The following is an 18,442-nucleotide window of genomic DNA, read 5'->3' on the forward strand; positions in this document are numbered from 1 at the left end:
GGCGGCGATCGACCGGCTGTTCGCCGACGACCCGGCGGCGCTCGCCGTTATCCTGGGCCTGAGCCAGGGCCTGTCGGCCGAGGAGATCCGGGAGCGCACGGGCCTGTCCGAGACCGAATACGACTCCACGCGCAAAAGGATGAGGCGGGCGCTGCTGCGCCACGGCCTCACGGGATCGCCATGACGCATCGACCCGACCGCGCGCTCGAACGCCTTCTGGACGCGCTGGAGGCCGAGCTAGCCGCCGCGTCCGAGGACGAAATCCGGCAGATTGCCGCCGAGGCCCGGCGCAAAGTCTCCTACGCCGCCTGGGATGTCCGCGACGTGGTCGGGCGCGCCGGGGCTGCAGACGCCACATCGCCGGAGGCTTCGGTCGCGCCGGCCGAGCGTCCCGGGCTGCCGCCGCATCGCTGGCACTGACGGCCGGTTCAACACCGGACTTCGCAGCCCTGATCCGCGGCGACAGGCCACCCTCTCCGGGCGCGGCAACCTGCTAGCCTGTGACGGCACGTTGCAAACGTCACCCATCCACGACCGTCACCAACGGAGAGTCGCATGGAATACCGTCAGCTCGGCGGATCCGGCCTCAAGGTTCCCGTGCTCAGCCTCGGCACCGCCACCTTCGGCGGCGCCAACGAATTCTTCCAGCGCTGGGGCAGCACCGATGTCGCCCAGGCCAGCCGCATGGTCGATCTGTGCCTGGAGGCCGGGGTCAATTTCTTCGACACCGCCGACGTCTACAGCCAGGGTGTGTCGGAGGAGATCCTGGGCCAGGCCCTGAAGGGCCGGCGCGACAAGGTGCTGATCTCGACCAAGGCCACCTTCAGCATGGGATCGGGCCCGAACGATGTCGGCTCGTCGCGCTACCACCTGATCCGCGCCTGCGAGGCCAGCCTGAAGCGGCTGGGCACCGACCATATCGACCTGTACTTCATGCACGGCTTCGACGCGATCGCCCCGGTCGACGAGACGCTGCGGGCGCTGGACGACCTGACCCGCAGCGGCAAGATCGGCTATATCGGCGCCTCCAACTTCTCCGGCTGGCACCTGATGAAGGCGCTGGCGACCTCCGAGCGCTACGGCCTGGCCCGCTACGTTGCCTATCAGGGCTACTATTCGCTGATCGGCCGCGACTATGAGTGGGAGCTGATGCCGCTCGGCCTCGACCAGAAGGTCGGGCTGATGGTGTGGAGCCCGCTGGGCTGGGGCCGCCTCACCGGCAAGATCCGCCGCGGCCAGCCTGCCGGATCCGGCCGCGTCGCCTCCGGCGGCGATGTCGGCGGGCCGCCGGTCGAGGACGAATACCTGTACGACGTGGTCGACGCGCTCGACCGGGTGGCGCAGGAGACCGGCAAGACCGTGCCGCAGGTGGCGCTGAACTGGCTGCTGCAGCGGCCGACCGTCGCCAACATCGTCGTCGGCGCCCGCAACGAGGAGCAGCTGAAGCAGAATCTCGGGGCCATCGGCTGGACTCTCACCCCGGAGCAGGTGGCGCTGCTGGACGACGCCAGCCACCGCATCCCGGCCTATCCCTACTGGCACCAGACCGGCTTCGACAGCCGCAACCCGAAGCCGACCGCCTGGAAGAAGCGGGAGGGGTAAAGACCACCCTTCCCCGTCATTGCGAGGAGCGCAGCGACGAAGCAATCCAGGGGCCGGTCCACACCGGCCCCTGGCTTCGCTCGCAATGACGGGTCTGGTTGCGAGGCCTCTCTAATCGCCCCTCACGACACCGCGGTCAGCTTCGGCTTTCCGGCACCGGTGCCGAATTCGCCGGGATGCAGCTCATGCGCCCCGGCCGGCTGACCGCCGGCGCCGATGCCGAGCGCCGGGAACAAGAGCTCGGCGACATTGTAGGCCTCCTCCAGATGCGGGTAACCGGAGGCGATGATGGTCTCGATGCCGAGATCCTGGTATTCGCGCAGCCGCGCCGCCACCGTCTCCGGGTCGCCGACCAGGGCGGTGCCGGCGCCGCGCCGCACCAGACCGATCCCGGCCCAGAGATTGGGCCCGACCAGCAGCCTGTCGCGCCGGCCGCCATGCAGCGCCGTCATCCGCTTCTGGCCTACGGAATCCGATCCGTCGGCCAGCTTCTTCTGGGCCTCGGCGATGGCGTCGTCGGAGACGTCGCGGATCAGCCGCTCGGCGACCCGCCAAGCCTCTTCCTCGGTCTCGCGCACGATCAGGTGGAGGCGCATGCCGAAGCGCAGGGTCCGGCCGCGAGCCGCCGCACGGGCCTTGGCGGCCTCGATTTTCTCGGCCACCTGCTCCAGCGGCTCGCCCCAGGTCAGGTAGGTCTCGACCTGGTCGGCGGCGAGGTCGAGTGCCGCGTCGGAAGAGCCGCCGAACCACAGCGGCGGATGCGGCCGCTGCACCGGCGGGAAGGACAGCTTGCCGCCCTTCACCTCGAGGAACTTGCCGTCAAAGTCGACCGTCTCGCCGGCCAGCAGGCCGCGCCAGATGGTCAGGAACTCCGCCGCCTGGGCATAGCGCGCGTCGTGGTCGAGGAAGACGCCGTCGCCGGCCAGCTCGGCCGGGTCGCCGCCGACCACGACGTTGAGCAGCAGCCGGCCTTGGCTGATGCGGTCCAGCGCCGCGGCCTGGCGGGCGAAGAAGGCCGGCGTGGCCACGCCGGGGCGCAGCGCCACCAGGAAGCGCAGCCGCTTGGTCGCCGTGGCCAGCGCCGTGGCGGTGATCCAGGCATCCTCGCAGCCGCGGCCGGTGGGCAGCAGCACGCCCTTGTAGCCGAGCCGGTCGACCGCCGCGGCGATCTCGCGCAGATAGCGGAACTCGGCCGGCCGGTGCCGGTCCTGGGTGCCGAGATAGGGGCCGTCGCCGCTGGTCGGGATGAACCAGAACAGGTCGAGGGGCTTCCGGGTGTCGCGCATTGGGGATTTCCTGCTGTGGTCAGGCGCCGGTCCAGACGATGTCGCGGATGGCGATCGGCGCCGGGATCAGCCCCAGCGCGGCGAAGCGGTCGGCGATCTTCTGCTGCTGGGTCGCGATCTCCTCGGTCACCGGGCCGATGCGAAAGGTGGCGCGATCGACCGCGCGCTGCTCCGCCGCCAGGCTGATGCCGGTCTCGTCGGCGAAGAGCTGCGCCACCTCGGCGTGGTGCGCGTCGGCCCAGACGCCGACCTCGCCCAGCGCCGCGACCAGGCTGCGCAGCGCCGCCGGATGCGCCGCCGCGAAGGCCTTGGAGGCGAGGAAGTAGGAGTTCTGCGGCTCGATATCGGCGGAGGTGGCGAGCACCCGCGCCCCCTCCTCCAGCTCGGCGATGGCGTAGTACGGGTCCCAGATCGACCAGGCGTCCAGGCTGCCGCCGGCGAAGGCGGCGCGGGCGTCGGCCGGGGCGAGGTAGACCGGCGTGATGTCCTGCCAGCCGAGCCCCGCCTTCTGCAGCGCCCCGACCAGGAAGTTGTGGGCGCTGGAGCCCTTGCCGACACCGACCCGCAACCCCTTCACATCGGCGAGGGTCCTGGCCGGAGAGTCCTTCGGCACCAGCAGGGCCACGCCCTTCCCTTCCGTCGGCTGGGCCGCGGCATAGACCAGCTCCGCCTGCGCCGCCTGGGCGAAGATCGGCGGGGTGTCGCCGGTGGCGCCGAAATCGATGCTGCCTGCGTTCAGCGCCTCCAGCAGCGGCGGGCCGAAGGCGAACTCGATCCACTCGACCGCGATGCCCTGCGGCGCGAAATGCTGCTCCAGCGATTTCCGGGTCTTGGCGACCAGCAGGATGCCGTTCTTCTGGTAGCCGATGCGGATGGCCTTCGGTGCCTCCTCCGCTCCGGCCGAACGGCAGGCCAGCGGCACCGCGGCGGCCAGGGCGACGGTGGTCGACAGCAGGGTGCGGCGGGAGAGCATGTCCGGTCCTCCGGGGGATGGGACGGACAATCTCTCAGCCGATTGTGGAGTACGTCAATCTGATTCTGGAGACAATAATGTTGAATTAATAATTTTACATACAAACTTTGAATAATCATCGCGAGGCGCGCAGCGCCGTGGCGATCCATAGGGCGGTGCCGGTGGATCGCCACGCCCCTTCGGGGCTCGCGATGACGAATCCGGGGGCGAGTCACGCCGCCTCGGGCCGTTCTTCGGCGCAGCTCTCGGCCAGTTGTTCCGCCACCATGCGCACCGCCGGGCCGGCGCCCGGCTGCAGCATGACGGCGAGCTCGCTGGGCGGCACCGGCGGATATCCCTCCTCCGGCCGCAGGATGCGCAGGTCGTCGCGCACCGAGCGTTCGACCAGGATGCCGATGCCGAAGCCGGAGGCGATCGCGGCCTGCACCGCCGGCAGGTTCGAGCCGGTGAAGGCGATGCGCCAGCGGCGGCCGGCGCTCTCCAGCGCATGGATCGCCCGCGCCCGGTAGATGCAGCCCTGGCCATAGGCCACCAGCGGCACCGGGTCGTCCGGCGGCACGCCGTGGCGGCGACTGGCGACCCAGACCAGCCGCTCCGGCCAGGATGCCACGGCGGTGCCGATACCGGCGTCGCGCTTGATCACGGCGATGTCCAGCTCACCCTGGCCGAAGGCGCGGCGCAGCTCCGACCCCGCGTCGCAGCGGATGTCGAGCCTGAGGCCCGGGCGCAGCCGGGCCAGGCCGGACAGCGCCTCGGTCAGCCGCGCCGCGGCGAAATCCTCGCCCAGCCCGACCCGCACCACCGCCAGCCCGTCCGGCCGGCGCAGCGCATCCTCCGCCTCGTCGCTCAGCGCCAGCAGGCGGCGGGCATAGCCCAGCAGCCGCTCGCCCTCCTCGGTCGGCGCCACACCCTTGCCCTGGCGGTGCAGCAGCGGCCAGCCGACCGACTCCTCGAGCTTGCGGATCTGCTGGCTGACGGTCGACTGCGTCCGGTGCACCCGCTCGCCCGCGCGGGTGAAGCCGCCAGCATCGACCACGGAGACGAAGCTGCGCAAAAGGTCGAGATCAAGCATGGCAGCACCCATCGGCTTTTCCACTGCACCGTATTTAATCATTGAATTTCCGAATGGTCGAGCGCGCGGCTATGGTGCAGCCGATCCGAAGGAGATCCGTCATGGACGCCGTCTCGATCCCGGCCCCCGGCCGCAGCACATGGGTGCGCTGGGGCTTTCCCGCCCTGTTCGTGGTGCTGTGGGCCTCGGCCTTCACCGCCGCCAAGGTTGCGGTGACCTATGCCCCGCCCTTCCTGCTGCTGTCGACGCGGTTCCTGCTGGCCGGACTGGTGCTGGCCGGGCTGGCCAGATTGTCGGGGCGACGCTGGGCGCTCGGCCCCGGCGCGGTGGCGCGCTTCGCCCTGCTCGGCATCGTCACCATGGCGGTCTATCTGGCCCTGTCCTATTTCGGGATGCAGACCGTCACCTCCGGCTTCGCGGCGCTGATCATCAGCATGAACCCGGTGCTGACCGCGCTGCTGGCGGCGCCGCTGCTGGGGGAGCGGCTGACCCGGGCGAAGCTGGCCGGGCTAGCGCTCGGCGTCGTCGGCGTCGCCATCGTGCTGCAGAGCCGCCTCGGCGGCGGCCTCGAAGGGCCGGTCGGCATCGTCTTCACCTTCGGCGCGCTGGTGGCGCTGTCGGCCAGCACCATCCTGTACAAGCGGATCGCGCCGCCGTCGAACGGACCGTCCGGCGACCTCTGGTACGGCACCGCGGTCCAGACCCTGGCGGCCGGCATCGTGCTGCTGCCGCTGGGCCTGGCGCTGGAACCGGTGTCGGCGATCCGATGGACGCCGGAGCTGCTGGCCGGCTTCCTCTGGCTCGCGCTGGCCGTGTCGCTGTGCAGCTATCTGCTGTGGTTCGACATGCTGGACCGGCTGGGCGCCTCCACCGCCAGCGCGCTGCACTTCCTGGTGCCGCCGATCGGCCTGCTGCTGGGCTGGGCTGTGCTGGGCGAGCATGTGCCGCCGCTCGACCTGCTCGGCGTCGTGCCGATCGCGCTCGGCATCCGCCTGGTGACCCGCGCCGCGCCCGCCCGCCGCTAGGCGGCGGCCATCACCCGAGTGATCGCCGCGTCCAGCAGCTCGACGCCCAGGTCGATCTCAGCGTCGGTCGCGGTCAGCGGCGGGGCGATGCGCATGGTGCCGCCGGAGAAGCCGGCGCGGACGATGTTGGCGGACAGGCCGAGCTCCAGCGCCGTGTCGGTGACCGAGTCCGAGATCCAGGCCGCGTCGCGCCCGCCGGCATCGGCGAATTCCAGCCCCAGCAGCAGGCCGCGGCCGCGGACGTCGCCGATGCAGGGATGGCGCCGCTGCAGCCCGCGCAGGCCCTCCATCAGCCGCGCCCCGGCCACGCCGGCCCGGGCCGCGAGGCCGTCGCGGGCCACAATCTCCAGCACCTTCAGCCCGATCGCGGCGGGCAACGGGTCGTTGACATGGGTGGTGTAGAACAGGAAGTCACGCGCCTCGGCCTCGGCGGCGATCGCGTCGCTGGTCATCACCGCCGCCAGCGGCAGGCCGGCGCCCAGCGTCTTCGACAAAGTGAGGATGTCGGGCACCACGCCGTCGCGCTCGAAGGCGAACATCAACCCGGTGCGGCCGATGCCGGTCTGCGCCTCGTCCAGGATCAGCAGCATGCCGCGGGCCCGGCAATGGTCCTGCAGCGCCGCCAGGTAGCCGGGCGGCAGGTCCAGCACGCCGCCGCTGCTGAGGATCGGCTCGGCGATGAAGGCGGCCAGGTTGCCGGTGCATTGCCGGTCCAGCAGCTCGAAGGCATCGTCCAGCTCCTGCCGCCAGTCCACGCCGGGGAAGCGCGGGCGGTAGGGGTTCGGCGCCGGGATGCCGAACTGGCCCGGCATCAGCGGGCCGGTGCCGCGCCGGCCGGCCTTGTAGGTGGCGGCCGCGGCGGCGCCGGTCATGCCGTGCCAGGACTGGGTGAAGCCGACGATCTCCCACTTGCCGGTGACCAGCTTGGCCAGCCGGATCGCCGCCTCGTTCGACTCGCCGCCGGTCGACAGCAGCATCACCTTCGGCAGGCCCGGCACCAGCCCGGCCAGGGCCTCGGCCAGATCGACCACCGGCGCCGACAGCATCGACGAGAACAGATGGTCCAGCCGGCCGACGCCGTCGCGCACCGTGGCCACGATCTCCGGATGCGAATGGCCGAGGATCGCGCTCATCTGGCCCGAGGTGAAGTCGAGCACCCGGCGGCCGGCGGCATCCCACAGGAACGAACCCTCGGCCCGCACCGGCACGAAGGGCACGAAGTCGCCGCCATAGCGCAGCAGGTGGCGGCGGGCGCGGGTCCAGAAGGCGGTGTCGAGATCGGCGGAGATGGCGTCCATGGCAGCAGTCCTCCTGAAAGGCCTGTGCCATCCTCTGCTCCGGCCCGCCCCGCCGCAAACGCAGAGAATTCGCTGGACTCGTGAGGGGAATTCACCATTCATCGGGCGATGAAGCGACCGCCTCTGCCGCTGCGCGCGCTCGCCGCCTTCGAGGCCGCCGCCCGCCTGGAGAGCTTCCGCGCGGCGGCGGAGGAGCTGGCGCTGACCCCGTCGGCAGTCAGCCACCAGATCCGGATCCTGGAGGCGCGGCTGGGCCTGCTTCTGTTCAACCGGGTCGGCCGCGGCGTGGTGCTGTCGCCCGACGGCGCCGAGCTGTTCGGCCGGATCAGCGGCAGCTTCGATGCCCTGGCCGAGGCGGTGGAGGCGGCCGCCCGCCGCGGCCGACGCGCCAGACGGCCGGAGGTGGTGGTGCTGCGCACGCCGCCGTCGCTGGCCGGCAACTGGCTGCTGCCCCGCCTGCCCGCCTTCCTGGCCGCGCATCCGGAGATCGACATCCGGGTGCATGCCGACCTCCGCCTCGTCACCGAGGGTGGCGGCCGAGCCGAGGCCGAGGGGGTGGACCTGGCGATCTGGTACGGCGACCACGGCCCGCCGACGGCGGTGCCGCTGCTGGCCGAAACGATCCAGCCGCTCTGCGCCCCGTCCCTCGCCGCCCGCACCGAGCTCCGGGCGCCCCGCGACCTGCTGGCCCTGCCGCTGATCGTCACCCGCGACAACCGCGTGTCCTGGGAGGGCTGGTTCCGCCGCCAGGGCGTGGCGCTGGACGAAGCCTTCGCCGGCACGCTGCAGCTCGACCCGTCGCATGTCGCGATCGAGGCGGCGGTCAAGGGCCTGGGCGTGGTGCTGGAGAGCGACGCGCTGGCCGGGGACGCGCTGCGCGACGGCCGGCTGGTCGCCCCCTTCCCCGGCCTCGGCATATCCTGGACCGCCTATTGGCTCGACATCGCCCCTGGCGCGATGCGGCGGGCCAGCGTCGGGGCAGTGCGCGCCTGGCTGCTGGAGAGCGCGGCGCGCCCTGCTTCCGATGAGAGCAATAGTTAGCTCTACGCCACCCGCGGCAGCGGCTGCGGCTTGGCCGGCGGGCGCAGGGCCTCCGGGATCCACTCGCCATGCGCCGCCAGCAGGTCGTCGACCAGCTTCCAGATCTGGTCCAGATCCAGCTCCGCCGCCGTGTGCGGGTCCAGCATGGCGGCGTGGTAGATGTGGTCGCGGTTGCCGGTCAGCAGCGCCTCGACCGCCAGCGACTGGACGTTGATGTTGGTCTGCATCAGCGCCGCCAGATGCGGCGGCAGCCGGCCGATGCCGATCGGCTGCACGCCGTTGCGGTCGACCAGGCAGGGCACCTCGACCGTGCAATCGGCCGGCAGGTTCTCGATCAGCCCGCCGTTCCGGACATTGCCGTAGATCACCGCCGGCTGCCCGGTCTCCTTGGCGCGGATGATGGTCGAGCCGTATTCGACGCTGCGCTTGATCTCCAGCGGCACGGTCGGGTCCTGCAGCTGGGCCTTCAGCGCGCCCCATTTGTCGATCTGCCGCTCGCAGCGGGTGATGTACTCGTCGAGCGGGATGTTGAAGCGGTCGACGATCTCCTCGCGCCCGCGCTTGATGTACCAGGGCACGTATTCGCTGAAATGCTCGCTGGATTCGGTGACGAAGTAGCCGAGCCGCAGGAACATGTCGTAGCGGACCCGGTTCCACTCCGGCACCCGCCCCTCCTCCACCACCTTGCGGATCAGCGGCGTCAGGTCCTCGCCGTCGCGCTCGAACTTCAGGTAGAAGGCCATGTGGTTGATGCCGCCGCAGAGATAGCTGATCTCCTCGACCGGCACGCCGATATCCTCGGCGATCTCCGCCGCCGTGCCCTGCACGCTGTGGCACAGTCCGACGGTCTTGATCCTGGTCGCCCGGTTCAGCGCCCAGCAGTTCATCGCCATCGGGTTGGCGTATTGCAGATGGGTCACGTCCGGGCACAGCCGCTCCATGTCCCGCGCCTGCTCCAGCAGAACCGGCACGGTGCGCAGCGCCCGCATGATGCCGCCGATGCCGAGCGTGTCGGCGATGGTCTGGCGCAGCCCGTAGGTCTTCGGCACCTCGAAATCGGTCACCGTGCAGGGCTTGTAGCCGCCGACCTGGATCATGGTGATGGCGTAGTCGGCGCCGTCCAGCGCCCGGGCGCGGTCGGTCGTCGCCTCGATCGTCGCCGGCGCGCCCAGCGCCTCGGCGATGCGGTGGGCCACGATCTCGGAGGTGGCCAGCCGCTCCGGATCGATGTCGTGGAGGGTGATGCGCGCATCCGCCAGCTCCGGATAGGACAGGATGTCGCCGATCAGGTTCTTGGCGAAGACCGTGCTGCCGGCGCCGATGAAGGTGATCTTGGGAGAGGTCATGCGGAGGGTCCCGGTTGGCGGAGGGGCCCGCGACGCGGCGGCCGCGGGCCGAGTGGATCGAACGGTTATTCGAACAGCGCGTTGACCTGGTCGTTCGCTTCCTTCAGCAGCGGCGCGACCGGCACGTCCTCGAGGAAGATCCGGTCGAAGGCCACGTTCATGGTCGACAGGATCTGCGGCGAATAGTCGGTGATCGGGTAGAGGAAGGTCTGGTCCGGCGTCGCCTCGCTGGTGAAGGCGGTGACGTCCTGGCCGCGCTCGGCGAAGGCGTCCTGCGCGATCTTGGCGGCCGACGGGATCGCCGGGAACACCACGCCGGCCTTGCCGATGATGCCCTGGCAGTCGGCGGAGCCGAGGAACTTCACCCATTCCCAGGCCTCGTCCGGATGCTTGGCGCCGGTCCAGATCGAATCGCCGAGGCCGTTGAACATGCTCTTGCGGCCCTGCGGCCCCTTCGGCAGCGGCACGAAGCCGTAGGGGAAGGACACGTTCTTGGCGTACCAGGTGGAGTTCCAGGATCCGTCGGCGACGATCGCCCCCTTGCGGGCGCCCAGCAGCGCGGTGCCGCCCAGCGCGCCGACATCCTTCTGCGGCAGGCCGAAGCCCTTCTTCAGCGACAGGTCGCGCAGCCAGGTCAGGGTCTCGGCCAGCACCGGGTCGTCATAATGGTACCTGGTGCCCCAGGGCCCGTCGGTGAACTTGAAGCCGGCGGAGACGGCCAGCCAGCTCCACTGCGTCTGGCCGTAGCCGTCGATCTTCGGGGTGATCAGCCCGTACTGGACGACGTTCTTGGGGTCGAAGCCGGCCTCGTCGCCGCGCTTGCCGTTGGCGTCGAGCGACAGCCGGGCCAGGATCTTCTCGAAGCTGCCGCCGTCCTTCGGGTTCCAGGTGGCGTTCTTCAGCTCGTCGACCGACACCCCGGCCTTGTCCAGCATCTCCTTGTTGTAGACCAGGGCCACCGTGTCCCAGTCCTTCGGCATGCCGTACAGCTTGCCGTCGCGGGTCCACAGGTCGACCAGGCCGGGGCTGTAGATCTTGGTGTCGACCTTGTCGCGCTCGACCAGCGGCGTCAGGTCCATGATCTGGTTGTTGGCGACGAATTCGGGATAGGAGCGCAGATGGTCGGCGAAGACGTCCGGCGCCTCCCCGGAGACGAAGCCGGTCGACAGCGTGGTCCAGTAGTCGAGCCAGCCATACTGCGTGACCTTGACGGTGATGTCCGGGTGCTTGGCGGTGAAGGCGGCGGCGCATTCCTGGTAATGCGGCGCCTGCAGCGCGTCCCACAGCCAGTAGTTCAGCTGGGTCTCGGCCCGGGCGGCGCCGCCGGCCGCCAGGGAAACGGTCGTTGCCGACAGCAGCAGGATCTTCGACAGACTCACACGCATCTCGAGCCTCCTCCGGTTTCGTTGATTGGCACGCGGGTCATTTCAGCCCGCTGAACTGCAGGGATTCGACGACGCGCCGGCCGAACAGCACCAGCAGCACGATCACCGGCACGATCGACAGCACGGTGCCGGCCATCAGCCCGGTCCAGTCCGGGTTGCCGTTCTGCTGCTGGGTCTTGAAGGCGGCCAGCGCCACCGACATGACCCGGACATCGGCCTCGCGCCCGACCAGGAACGGCCAGAAGAAGTCGTTCCAGGCGTTGATCGACAAGAGGATCGCCAGGGTGGCGATGGCGCTCTTGTGCACCGGCAGCACCACCGACCAGAAGGTGCGGAACGGCGTGGCGCCGTCGATCCGCGCCGCCTCCTCCAGCTCCCTCGGCGTCGACAGGAAGAACTGGCGCAGGAAGAACACGGCGAAGGGCGACATCAGCAGCGTCGGCGCCACCATGCCCTGGAAGGTGTTCAGCCAGCCCAGCTCCTTGATCAACACGAAGTTGGGGATGAACAGCACGATCGCCGGGATCATGGTGGCGGCGATGAACAGGTAGAAGATCACCGTCGACCCGATGAAGCGGATCCGGGCGAAGGCATAGGCCGCCAGCGCCGAGAAGAAGATCTGCCCGCCCACCGTCAGCAGCGTGAAGATCAGGCTGTTGCGCAGCGCCAGGGCGAAGTTGATCGGCGTCGACGGCGTGGCGGGGTTGACCGGCGCCAGGCCCAGGACCCGGCGGAAATTGTCGAGGGTCACCTCGACCGGCACCAGCAGGGTCGCCTGGTCGAACAGCGTCGCGGTCGGCACCAGCGCCGTCTTCAGCGTGATCCACAGCGGGAACAGCGAGCACAGGATGAAGGCGCCCAGCACCGCCCAGGCCAGGAGCCGGCCGGGGGACAGGCGGGACATCGGGGCGTGCGGCAGGGCGATCGCGGTCATGTCGCGTCCCTCACTCGAGGTCCGAGCTGCCGGCGCGCAGCGCCCGCATCTGCAGGATGGTGATCAGGATCAGCACCGCGAACAGCACCACCGACATCGCCGAGGCGTAGCCCATCTTCGAGAAGCGGAAGGCGCTTTCGTAGACGTACCAGATGATGGCGCTGGTCGAGTTCGCCGGCCCGCCCTGGGTGGTGACGGCGATGGTGTCGAAGATCTGGAACGACCCGATCACGCTGGTCACCAGCACGAAGACCAGGACCGGGCGCAGCAGCGGCAGGGTGATGCGGCGGAACACCACCCACTCCCCCGCCCCTTCCAGCCGCGCCGCCTCGTACAGCGACCGCGGGATCGCCTGCAGCCCGGCATAGAACAGCAGGGCCGTGAGACCGACATGGCGCCAGATATTGATGCCGGCGACCGACATGATGGCGAGGTCCGGCGTCGCCAGGAAGGATTGTCGCGGGATGCCGATCAGCCCGAGGAAGGCGTTGGTCATGCCCAGCAGCGGGTCCAGCAGCCACAGCCAGATCAGCGCGGCGATGACGTTGGACAGCAGATAGGGCGCGATCACCACCGCCCGCAGCGCCACCGACTTGCTGAGCCGGTCCATCAGCACGGCCAGCACCAGGCCCAGCACCGTCTGCAGCGGGATGTTGTACAGCACATAGGCAACGGTGATGCGGGCGGACTGCCAGAAGCGCGGGTCGTCGACCAGCTTCAGATAGTTGTCGAAGCCGATGAATTTCGGCGCCCGCATCAGGTTCCAGTCGGTCAGGCTGATCTCGACCGCGCGCAGCGTCGGGTAAAGGTAGAACACGGCGAAGCCGATCAGCGCCGGCAGGATGAACAGCCAGCCGGTGACGTTGCGCTGCAACGCCGCCCGCAGCTTCGGGCGGGACCGCAGCCAGCCACGCGCGGTCGCCGGCCTGCTCCATTCCGCTGCCACCATCCCTCGACCATCCTCCCCGGATCGGCCCTGGCATTCCATGGAAGCAGGGCTTTTGTCTATGGATGACACGTGTCACTATCGTTACTAACACGTGTTAGCTATAGTCAAACGAGATCCGAGCGGCTTGTCAAGCGCCGACCGGCATGGCAGAGGGGACGAGGCGCTTCGGATCGGCCGATCTCGGCCGGGCGCCCTGAAGCGGATGGATATGGAACGACGCAAAGTCACCAGCCACGATGTCGCCCGCCGGGCCGGGGTGTCGCGCGCCACCGTCTCGATGGTGCTGAACCGGTCCGACGCGGTGGTGATCAGCGCCGAGACCCGGCAGCGGGTGCTGGAGGCGGCGGCGGCGCTGGGCTACCGCCCGAATTCGGCGGCGCGGATGCTGGTGCGCGGCGACACCGAGACCATCGGCCTGGTGGTCACCGACCCGCAGGTGCTGGCCGTCGACGGCTTCGTGCCGCAGCTCCTGTACGGCATCAGCCAGGCGACCCAGGAAAGCGGCTATCGCATCCTGCTGGAGGGGGTGGAGCCCGGGGCCGGCCCGCACGCCTATGCCGAGCTGGTGGAGGGCCGTCGGATCGACGGGCTGATCGTGCTGAACCCGCCGACCGACGCGCCGCAGATCCATGCGCTGATCGACCAGGGCTTCCCGCTGGTGCTGCTGGGCTCGGTCCGCCATCCGCGCGAGCATGCCTGCAACTTCTCCACCCGCCGTGCCATCCGCCGCTCGATGGACCATCTGGTCGGGCTGGGACACCGCGCCATCGCCCATATCGGCTTCTCGCCGCCCGGCTTCGTCGCCACCGATGCGCGGCTGAACTCCTACCGCGAATCGCTGCGCGCCCACGGCATCGAGCCGGATGACCGGCTGGTCGCCTATGGCGCCTTCAGCGCCGAGAGCGGGCACCGGGCGATGCGCGAGCTGCTGGACCGCAGCGGCCCGTGCCCGACCGCCGTGCTGGCCGGCAACGACACCATAGCGCTCGGCGCCCTGGCGGCGCTGACCGATGCCGGGCTGTCGGTGCCGGACGACATCGCCCTGGTCGGCTTCGACGACCTGCCCTTCGCCGCCCTGCTGCGCCCGGCCCTGACCACGGTGCGCAACCCGGGCGTCGAGCAGGGCCGCCAGGCGGCACAGCTGCTGATCCGCCTGCTGAAGGGCGAAACGGTCGACCAGCGCCGCATCGCCCTGCCGACCGAACTGGTGGTGCGCGACTCCTGCGGGGCGAGACGGCGGGAGATCAGAGGATGAAGTCCGCCGCCGCCAGCTGCGTCAGGTCCCTGGCCTTGACGGCGAGGTCCGCGACGCCGTCGCCGTCGGCGTCCGCCGAGACCAGGAGATCCTCGCCCACGACCTCATAGCGCAGCTCGCCGGCTGCGCCGCTGAAGGCGGCTGTACCGACGAAGGTAAAGGCCTGATTGCCCGCCGTCGTCAGATCGGCGTCGATGCGCGAGAGGTCGATCCTGTCGCCGTCGCCGGCGTTGAAATCGAGGACGGTGTCCTCCTGCCCCGGCAGGCTCTCGACCAGCCGGTCGATCCGGAAGATGTCGGCGCCGCTGCCACCCCGGAGACCGTCGGCGCCGCGCCCCCCGACCAGGATGTCGTCGTCGTAGCTGCCGTCGAGATGGTCCGTGCCGCCGCGGCCGGAGAGAAGATCGTTGCCGAAGAAGCCCTGAAAGACATTCCCCCCGTCGGTTCCGACCAGGATATCGTGCCCAAGAGTGGCCTCGATCCCTTCGAAATCGAGGACCGACACTTCATGGAACACGCCCGGCTCGTCCTCCGGCCCGACCAGCGCCGTGCCGTTGCCCAGATGCACGAAGGCGCCCCGGCCACCGACCCAGAATTCATCCCTGCCGGCACCGCCATCCAGAACGATGTTGTCACCGAGTTCGGAAGACCGGTTCAGGGCAACGAAGTCGTCTCCGGCGCCGGTGTGGATGTTGGTGTCGTCAACGGACGTGAAGCCGGACCAGCCGACGAAGTCCGCCCCGGATCCGCCCTGGACCGTGTCGCCGCCGTCGCCGAGGGTGATGTGGCTGTTTCCCGTGTGTCCGGGCCCCAGCTCGATCACATCCGATCCGGTCAGCGCATCGATGGAGTCGAATTCGCCGCTCGCCGGCACGACGATATGATCATCGCCGGCGGTTCCCTTGTAGTAAGCCATGTGATGCCTCCAGGACTGTGGCCGCCGGCCGGGCGCGCCGGCCGCACGACGATCAGAGGATGAAATCCGTCGCCGTCAGCTGCGTCAGGTTCCGGACCTTGACGGCGAGGTCGGCGACGCCGTCGCCATCGGCATCCGCCGAAACCAGGAGATCCTCGCCCATTGCCTCATAGCGCAGCTCGCCGGCCGCGCCGCCGAAGGCCGCGGTGCCGATGAAGGCGAAGGCCTGGTCGCCCGGCGCGGTCAGGTCGGCATCGATGCGCGACAGATCTATCCGGTCGCGGGAGGTGAGGTCGAGGATGGTGTCCTCCTGGCCCGGCAGGCTTTCCACCAGCCGGTCGATCCGGATGATGTCGGCGCCCCTGCCGCTCAGCAGGCCATCGGCGCCGCGCCCGCCGACCAGGATGTCGTCGCCATCGCTGCCGTCCAGGCGATCGGTGCCGCCGCGGCCTGAAAGGAGGTCGTCGCCGCTGTAGCCTAAAAGGACATTTCCGCCATCCGTCCCGACCAGGATGTCGTGGTCCACGCCACCATAGGCAGCCTCGAAGTTGCGGGCTGTCGCCTCGACAAACACGCCCGGCTCGTTTATCGGCCCGATCAGCAGGGTCCCGTTCTGCAGATGCACGAAGGCGCTTCGAGCCCCGATGCTCAGAGTATCCCTGCCCTCGCCGCCGTCGAAAAAGATGTCCTGGCCTGCGCCGCGATAGATGGCCGCGTAGTCGTCTCCCGCCCCGCCATAGAATCTGGTGTCCCCGATCCTGGCCTCGTCCCACAGGCTCAGAGACTCCGAGCCAGGACCGCCATGGACCGTGTCTCCGCCATCATCGAGCCAGATGTTGACGTGTCCCATATTCCCCTGGTCCACCTCGATCAGATCCGAACCGGTATAGGCTTCGACGTGGTTCCAATCATCATTGGCGGGTACGACGAGGTGGTCATCGCCGTCGGTGCCGTGGAACTCGAGATGGTCGCCGGCGACGGCGCTCTGGAGCTCGGTCATCTCTTTCCTCCATGAATGATGCCTGGCTGCACGCCCGGCGGGCGCGGACCGTTGGCGCGGCTCAAAGGATGAAGTCGTCCCTCGCCATGGCCGTCACCCCCGTCACCGTGACGGCAAAGTCGGCGACCTTGTCGCCATCGGCGTCCGCCGAAAGCCGCACGCCGTTCCACGCGGCCTCGGTTCGCAGCTCGCCGGCCGTGCCGCTAAAGGCGGCGCCGCCAATGAAGACGAAGGCCTGGTTGCCTGGTGTCGTCAGGTCGGCATCGACGCGCCACAGATCGATCCGGTCCTTGATGCTGAACTTGACGACGGTGTCTTCCTGACCCGGCAGGCTGTCGGCGAGCTGGTTGAACCGGATGACGTCGACGCCCCGGCCGCTGTCGAGCAGGTCGGCACCGGTCCCTCCGACCAGCGTGTCGTTGCCCTCGCCGCCGGTCAGCTCGTCATTCCCGCCGCGGCCGGACAGGAGGTCGTGCCCGCCATAGCCGCGGAACAGCTCGTCGGCATCCGATCCGGCGATGATGTCGTACCCCTCGGTGCCGAAGATGCGTTCGAAATTGCGCACGGTCGCTTCGTAGAACAGGCCCGACCCGTCATTGGGCGACAAATGCGCGATGCCGGTCTCCAGGTTGATATAGGCGGCGCGGCCGCGCGGCCAGAACTCGTCCATGCCGCCTTCGCCGCCGTCCAGGACATTGCCGGCGCCTGAACCTCCGCCGCCGCCGGCAAAGCCGACGGAATCGTCCCCGGAGCCGCCATGGAAGGTGACGTTCTCGATCCTGGAGAGGGAATCGATGCCCAGGCGGTCCGAGCCGGCTCCACCGACGACCGTGTCGTCTCCATCCCAGAACGTGATGACGTTGTCGCTGGCGTTCTCCGGATCGACCTCGACCAGATCCGCGCCGCTTTGTCCCTGAATGATATTGTATTCGCCGTTATTGGGTACGATGATGTGGTCGTCACCCGTAGTTCCATAGAACCAGGCCATTGCCGCCCTCCAATGATGAAGGATGAGACGGCAGTGTCTCATAGGACTATGACATAGTCATTTTTCCGATTTTAAGGAACTTATGGAGTAATATTTGCCAATCAAGATAATAATACGGATCGGCTACGGTGCGGCGCAGCCCGGCCGGTCGAACAGCGCCGCCAGGCCGCAGGCCGAGGTCAGCATGCGGTCGCCGTCATGGCCGACGCCCTCGACCAGCAGCAGCCTCTGCCGGAATTCACCGGGATGGCGCCCGCGCAGATAGCGGACATAGGCTTCGCCGCGGGCGAGGCGATAGGGACCCTGCGCCTCCGCCATGCAGGTCTTGTCCAGCGCCGGGTGGTGCGGGTCGGTGTCGGCGGTGCCGAGCAGATAGGTCACGTCGCGGCCGAGATAGGCCTGCTCCAGCCCCGCCGGAAGCGCCGATCCGGCATAGGCCGGCAGGTCGGCCATGCCGTATTTCCAGCGATCGAATTTCGGGCAGGACGCGGCGCCGGCGAAGGGGCCGAAGCCACCATCCCCGTCCGGCCGGTCGGCGCTGAAATAGGCGTAGGTGGACGGGTTGGCGACGACATAGCGCACGGCGATGCCGGCCGCGATCGGACCCGCCTCGCCGCGGCCCAGGATGGCGTAACGCTGCACCACCTGGCCGCCGCCGGAATGCCCGGCCACCACGATCGTCTTCAGGTCCGGGAACAGCGCGCGATCGGCCAGCTTCGCCAGGATTGCGTCGAGCGCGGCGAAGGAGCTGATCGGGGCCGGGCCCTTGGCGTCGGCGCCGCCTTCCCAGCCGGTCGTGCCCCAGCGCAGCGTCTCCGCCGGCAGGTGATGGCCCGCCGCGTCGATCTCGGAGAGGAACTGCGGCACCACCAGGATCGCGGCCGTCCCCGCCTCCCCCGCCGCTGCCAACGCCTTCTCGCCCGAGGCGTTGTAGACATCGGCGTTGCGCAGCCGGCCATGGATCACGATCACCGCCCGGGTGACGCCCGGCTGCGGCTTCGACCAGTCGCGCGAGACATAGAGCGCCAGCTCGCCGGTGCCGGCCGGCGTGGTCACCGCCAGGCGCTGGTCGGCCACCACCTTGACCGGCTTCTCGGGCGAGCTCTCGTCCCCCGCCCGCAACGGCAAGGCCGACAGGGTGACCAGCACGGCAGCCGCAGCAAGGACACCGAAGACATATCGCAGGGCCATGCTTGGCCTCCCCGTCATCTCGATCCTTCCACGTGACGAGGGCGGCGGACCGTCGGCCCGCCGCCCGGCTGCGTCATTCCGCCGGGGCGGGGGCCGCGCCGTCATCCAGCGCCGGCAGCGGCTCGCCGGCCAGGGCGGCCTTCAGCCGGTCCTGGTCCAGCGCGCCCTCCCAGCGGGCGAC

18 protein-coding genes are annotated in these 18,442 nt (G+C 69.5%); 6 read left to right on the forward strand and 12 right to left on the reverse strand.

Translation table 11 applies throughout. The annotated features are described in order from the left end of the window. The 3 genes from P409_RS38760 to P409_RS07325 form a co-directional block, all read left to right on the forward strand. Positions 1-184 (forward strand): hypothetical protein (locus P409_RS38760; RefSeq protein WP_034833676.1); only part of this gene is annotated, 184 nt, incomplete at its 5' end. Beyond that, positions 181-420: a hypothetical protein gene (locus tag P409_RS07320; RefSeq protein WP_034833679.1), complete on the forward strand. Its 240-nt coding sequence runs from the start codon at positions 181-183 to the stop codon at positions 418-420. The genes P409_RS38760 and P409_RS07320, both read left to right, overlap by 4 nt. A gap of 135 nt (positions 421-555) precedes the next feature. Next, a complete protein-coding gene (locus tag P409_RS07325; protein ID WP_034833682.1) occupies positions 556-1,602 on the forward strand; it encodes an aldo/keto reductase in 1,047 nt (348 codons plus the stop codon). A gap of 122 nt (positions 1,603-1,724) precedes the next feature. Here P409_RS07325 and ssuD read toward each other — a convergent pair whose 3' ends face one another. The 3 genes from ssuD to P409_RS07340 form a co-directional block, all read right to left on the reverse strand. Then, entirely contained in the window at positions 1,725-2,888 is a 1,164-nt protein-coding gene (gene ssuD / locus P409_RS07330; protein WP_034833685.1) for an FMNH2-dependent alkanesulfonate monooxygenase, read from the reverse strand. A 19-nt stretch (positions 2,889-2,907) separates the two neighbouring features. Continuing rightward, complete coding sequence (locus tag P409_RS07335; RefSeq protein ID WP_034833688.1) at positions 2,908-3,861, reverse strand: aliphatic sulfonate ABC transporter substrate-binding protein; 954 nt, start codon at positions 3,859-3,861, stop codon at positions 2,908-2,910. A 211-nt stretch (positions 3,862-4,072) separates the two neighbouring features. Then, positions 4,073-4,945, reverse strand: coding sequence for a LysR substrate-binding domain-containing protein (locus P409_RS07340; protein ID WP_202964586.1), 873 nt, complete (start codon positions 4,943-4,945; stop codon positions 4,073-4,075). 89 nt (positions 4,946-5,034) lie between these two features. Between P409_RS07340 and P409_RS07345 the strand changes: the two genes are divergently transcribed. Then, positions 5,035-5,958 (forward strand): DMT family transporter, encoded by a 924-nt coding sequence (locus P409_RS07345; protein ID WP_034833694.1) that lies wholly within the window; start codon positions 5,035-5,037, stop codon positions 5,956-5,958. Here the strand turns inward: P409_RS07345 and P409_RS07350 are convergent. Further along, positions 5,955-7,256, reverse strand: a complete 1,302-nt coding sequence (locus P409_RS07350; RefSeq protein ID WP_238578616.1) for an aspartate aminotransferase family protein — start codon at positions 7,254-7,256, stop codon at positions 5,955-5,957. The genes P409_RS07345 and P409_RS07350 overlap by 4 nt on opposite strands. Positions 7,257-7,364: 108 nt before the next feature. Between P409_RS07350 and P409_RS07355 the strand changes: the two genes are divergently transcribed. Further along, positions 7,365-8,297 (forward strand): LysR substrate-binding domain-containing protein, encoded by a 933-nt coding sequence (locus P409_RS07355; protein WP_034833697.1) that lies wholly within the window; start codon positions 7,365-7,367, stop codon positions 8,295-8,297. Positions 8,298-8,299: 2 nt separating this feature from the next. On the opposite strand, the gene melA is transcribed toward P409_RS07355, so the two are convergent. From melA to P409_RS07375, 4 genes are all read right to left on the reverse strand, one after another. After that, positions 8,300-9,643: an alpha-glucosidase/alpha-galactosidase gene (gene melA / locus P409_RS07360; protein WP_034833700.1), complete on the reverse strand. Its 1,344-nt coding sequence runs from the start codon at positions 9,641-9,643 to the stop codon at positions 8,300-8,302. 65 nt (positions 9,644-9,708) lie between these two features. Then, positions 9,709-11,028, reverse strand: a complete 1,320-nt coding sequence (locus P409_RS07365; protein ID WP_034833703.1) for an ABC transporter substrate-binding protein — start codon at positions 11,026-11,028, stop codon at positions 9,709-9,711. 37 nt (positions 11,029-11,065) lie between these two features. Continuing rightward, positions 11,066-11,962 (reverse strand): carbohydrate ABC transporter permease, encoded by an 897-nt coding sequence (locus P409_RS07370; protein WP_034833705.1) that lies wholly within the window; start codon positions 11,960-11,962, stop codon positions 11,066-11,068. 10 nt (positions 11,963-11,972) lie between these two features. After that, positions 11,973-12,911 carry a carbohydrate ABC transporter permease gene (locus P409_RS07375; RefSeq protein ID WP_034833708.1) on the reverse strand — a complete coding sequence of 313 codons (939 nt, stop codon included), beginning with the start codon at positions 12,909-12,911 and terminating at the stop codon, positions 11,973-11,975. Between the two features lie 208 nt (positions 12,912-13,119). Between P409_RS07375 and P409_RS07380 the strand changes: the two genes are divergently transcribed. Further along, positions 13,120-14,166 (forward strand): LacI family DNA-binding transcriptional regulator, encoded by a 1,047-nt coding sequence (locus tag P409_RS07380; RefSeq protein WP_034833712.1) that lies wholly within the window; start codon positions 13,120-13,122, stop codon positions 14,164-14,166. Here the strand turns inward: P409_RS07380 and P409_RS07385 are convergent. The 4 genes from P409_RS07385 to P409_RS07405 all read right to left on the reverse strand — a co-directional run bounded on the left by P409_RS07385 (position 14,156) and on the right by P409_RS07405 (position 18,261). Beyond that, positions 14,156-15,040, reverse strand: a complete 885-nt coding sequence (locus P409_RS07385) for a calcium-binding protein (protein WP_152613269.1) — start codon at positions 15,038-15,040, stop codon at positions 14,156-14,158. The two genes, P409_RS07380 and P409_RS07385, sit on opposite strands and share 11 nt — an antisense overlap. A 94-nt stretch (positions 15,041-15,134) precedes the next feature. Beyond that, positions 15,135-16,082, reverse strand: a complete 948-nt coding sequence (locus P409_RS36100) for a calcium-binding protein (RefSeq protein WP_052120150.1) — start codon at positions 16,080-16,082, stop codon at positions 15,135-15,137. Between the two features lie 61 nt (positions 16,083-16,143). After that, entirely contained in the window at positions 16,144-17,070 is a 927-nt protein-coding gene (locus P409_RS07395) for a M10 family metallopeptidase C-terminal domain-containing protein (RefSeq protein ID WP_052120151.1), read from the reverse strand. Between the two features lie 123 nt (positions 17,071-17,193). Continuing rightward, positions 17,194-18,261: a hypothetical protein gene (locus tag P409_RS07405; protein ID WP_034833724.1), complete on the reverse strand. Its 1,068-nt coding sequence runs from the start codon at positions 18,259-18,261 to the stop codon at positions 17,194-17,196. Between the last annotated feature and the right edge of the window lie 181 nt (positions 18,262-18,442).

The organism is Inquilinus limosus MP06, from assembly GCF_000767795.1.
GTDB classification, from domain to species: domain Bacteria; phylum Pseudomonadota; class Alphaproteobacteria; order DSM-16000; family Inquilinaceae; genus Inquilinus; species Inquilinus limosus_E.

What these genes read in the sequence shown, in the direction of transcription:
- P409_RS07320 (WP_034833679.1), top strand. Translation starts at nt 181, where the DNA reads ATGACGCATCGACCCGACCGCGCGCTCGAACGCCTTCTGGACGCGCTG.
- P409_RS07325 (WP_034833682.1), top strand. Translation starts at nt 556, where the DNA reads ATGGAATACCGTCAGCTCGGCGGATCCGGCCTCAAGGTTCCCGTGCTC.
- ssuD (WP_034833685.1), bottom strand. Translation starts at nt 2,888, where the DNA reads ATGCGCGACACCCGGAAGCCCCTCGACCTGTTCTGGTTCATCCCGACC.
- P409_RS07335 (WP_034833688.1), bottom strand. Translation starts at nt 3,861, where the DNA reads ATGCTCTCCCGCCGCACCCTGCTGTCGACCACCGTCGCCCTGGCCGCC.
- P409_RS07340 (WP_202964586.1), bottom strand. Translation starts at nt 4,945, where the DNA reads ATGGGTGCTGCCATGCTTGATCTCGACCTTTTGCGCAGCTTCGTCTCC.
- P409_RS07345 (WP_034833694.1), top strand. Translation starts at nt 5,035, where the DNA reads ATGGACGCCGTCTCGATCCCGGCCCCCGGCCGCAGCACATGGGTGCGC.
- P409_RS07350 (WP_238578616.1), bottom strand. Translation starts at nt 7,256, where the DNA reads ATGGACGCCATCTCCGCCGATCTCGACACCGCCTTCTGGACCCGCGCC.
- P409_RS07355 (WP_034833697.1), top strand. Translation starts at nt 7,365, where the DNA reads ATGAAGCGACCGCCTCTGCCGCTGCGCGCGCTCGCCGCCTTCGAGGCC.
- melA (WP_034833700.1), bottom strand. Translation starts at nt 9,643, where the DNA reads ATGACCTCTCCCAAGATCACCTTCATCGGCGCCGGCAGCACGGTCTTC.
- P409_RS07365 (WP_034833703.1), bottom strand. Translation starts at nt 11,028, where the DNA reads ATGCGTGTGAGTCTGTCGAAGATCCTGCTGCTGTCGGCAACGACCGTT.
- P409_RS07370 (WP_034833705.1), bottom strand. Translation starts at nt 11,962, where the DNA reads ATGACCGCGATCGCCCTGCCGCACGCCCCGATGTCCCGCCTGTCCCCC.
- P409_RS07375 (WP_034833708.1), bottom strand. Translation starts at nt 12,911, where the DNA reads ATGGTGGCAGCGGAATGGAGCAGGCCGGCGACCGCGCGTGGCTGGCTG.
- P409_RS07380 (WP_034833712.1), top strand. Translation starts at nt 13,120, where the DNA reads ATGGAACGACGCAAAGTCACCAGCCACGATGTCGCCCGCCGGGCCGGG.
- P409_RS36100 (WP_052120150.1), bottom strand. Translation starts at nt 16,082, where the DNA reads ATGACCGAGCTCCAGAGCGCCGTCGCCGGCGACCATCTCGAGTTCCAC.
- P409_RS07395 (WP_052120151.1), bottom strand. Translation starts at nt 17,070, where the DNA reads ATGGCCTGGTTCTATGGAACTACGGGTGACGACCACATCATCGTACCC.
- P409_RS07405 (WP_034833724.1), bottom strand. Translation starts at nt 18,261, where the DNA reads ATGGCCCTGCGATATGTCTTCGGTGTCCTTGCTGCGGCTGCCGTGCTG.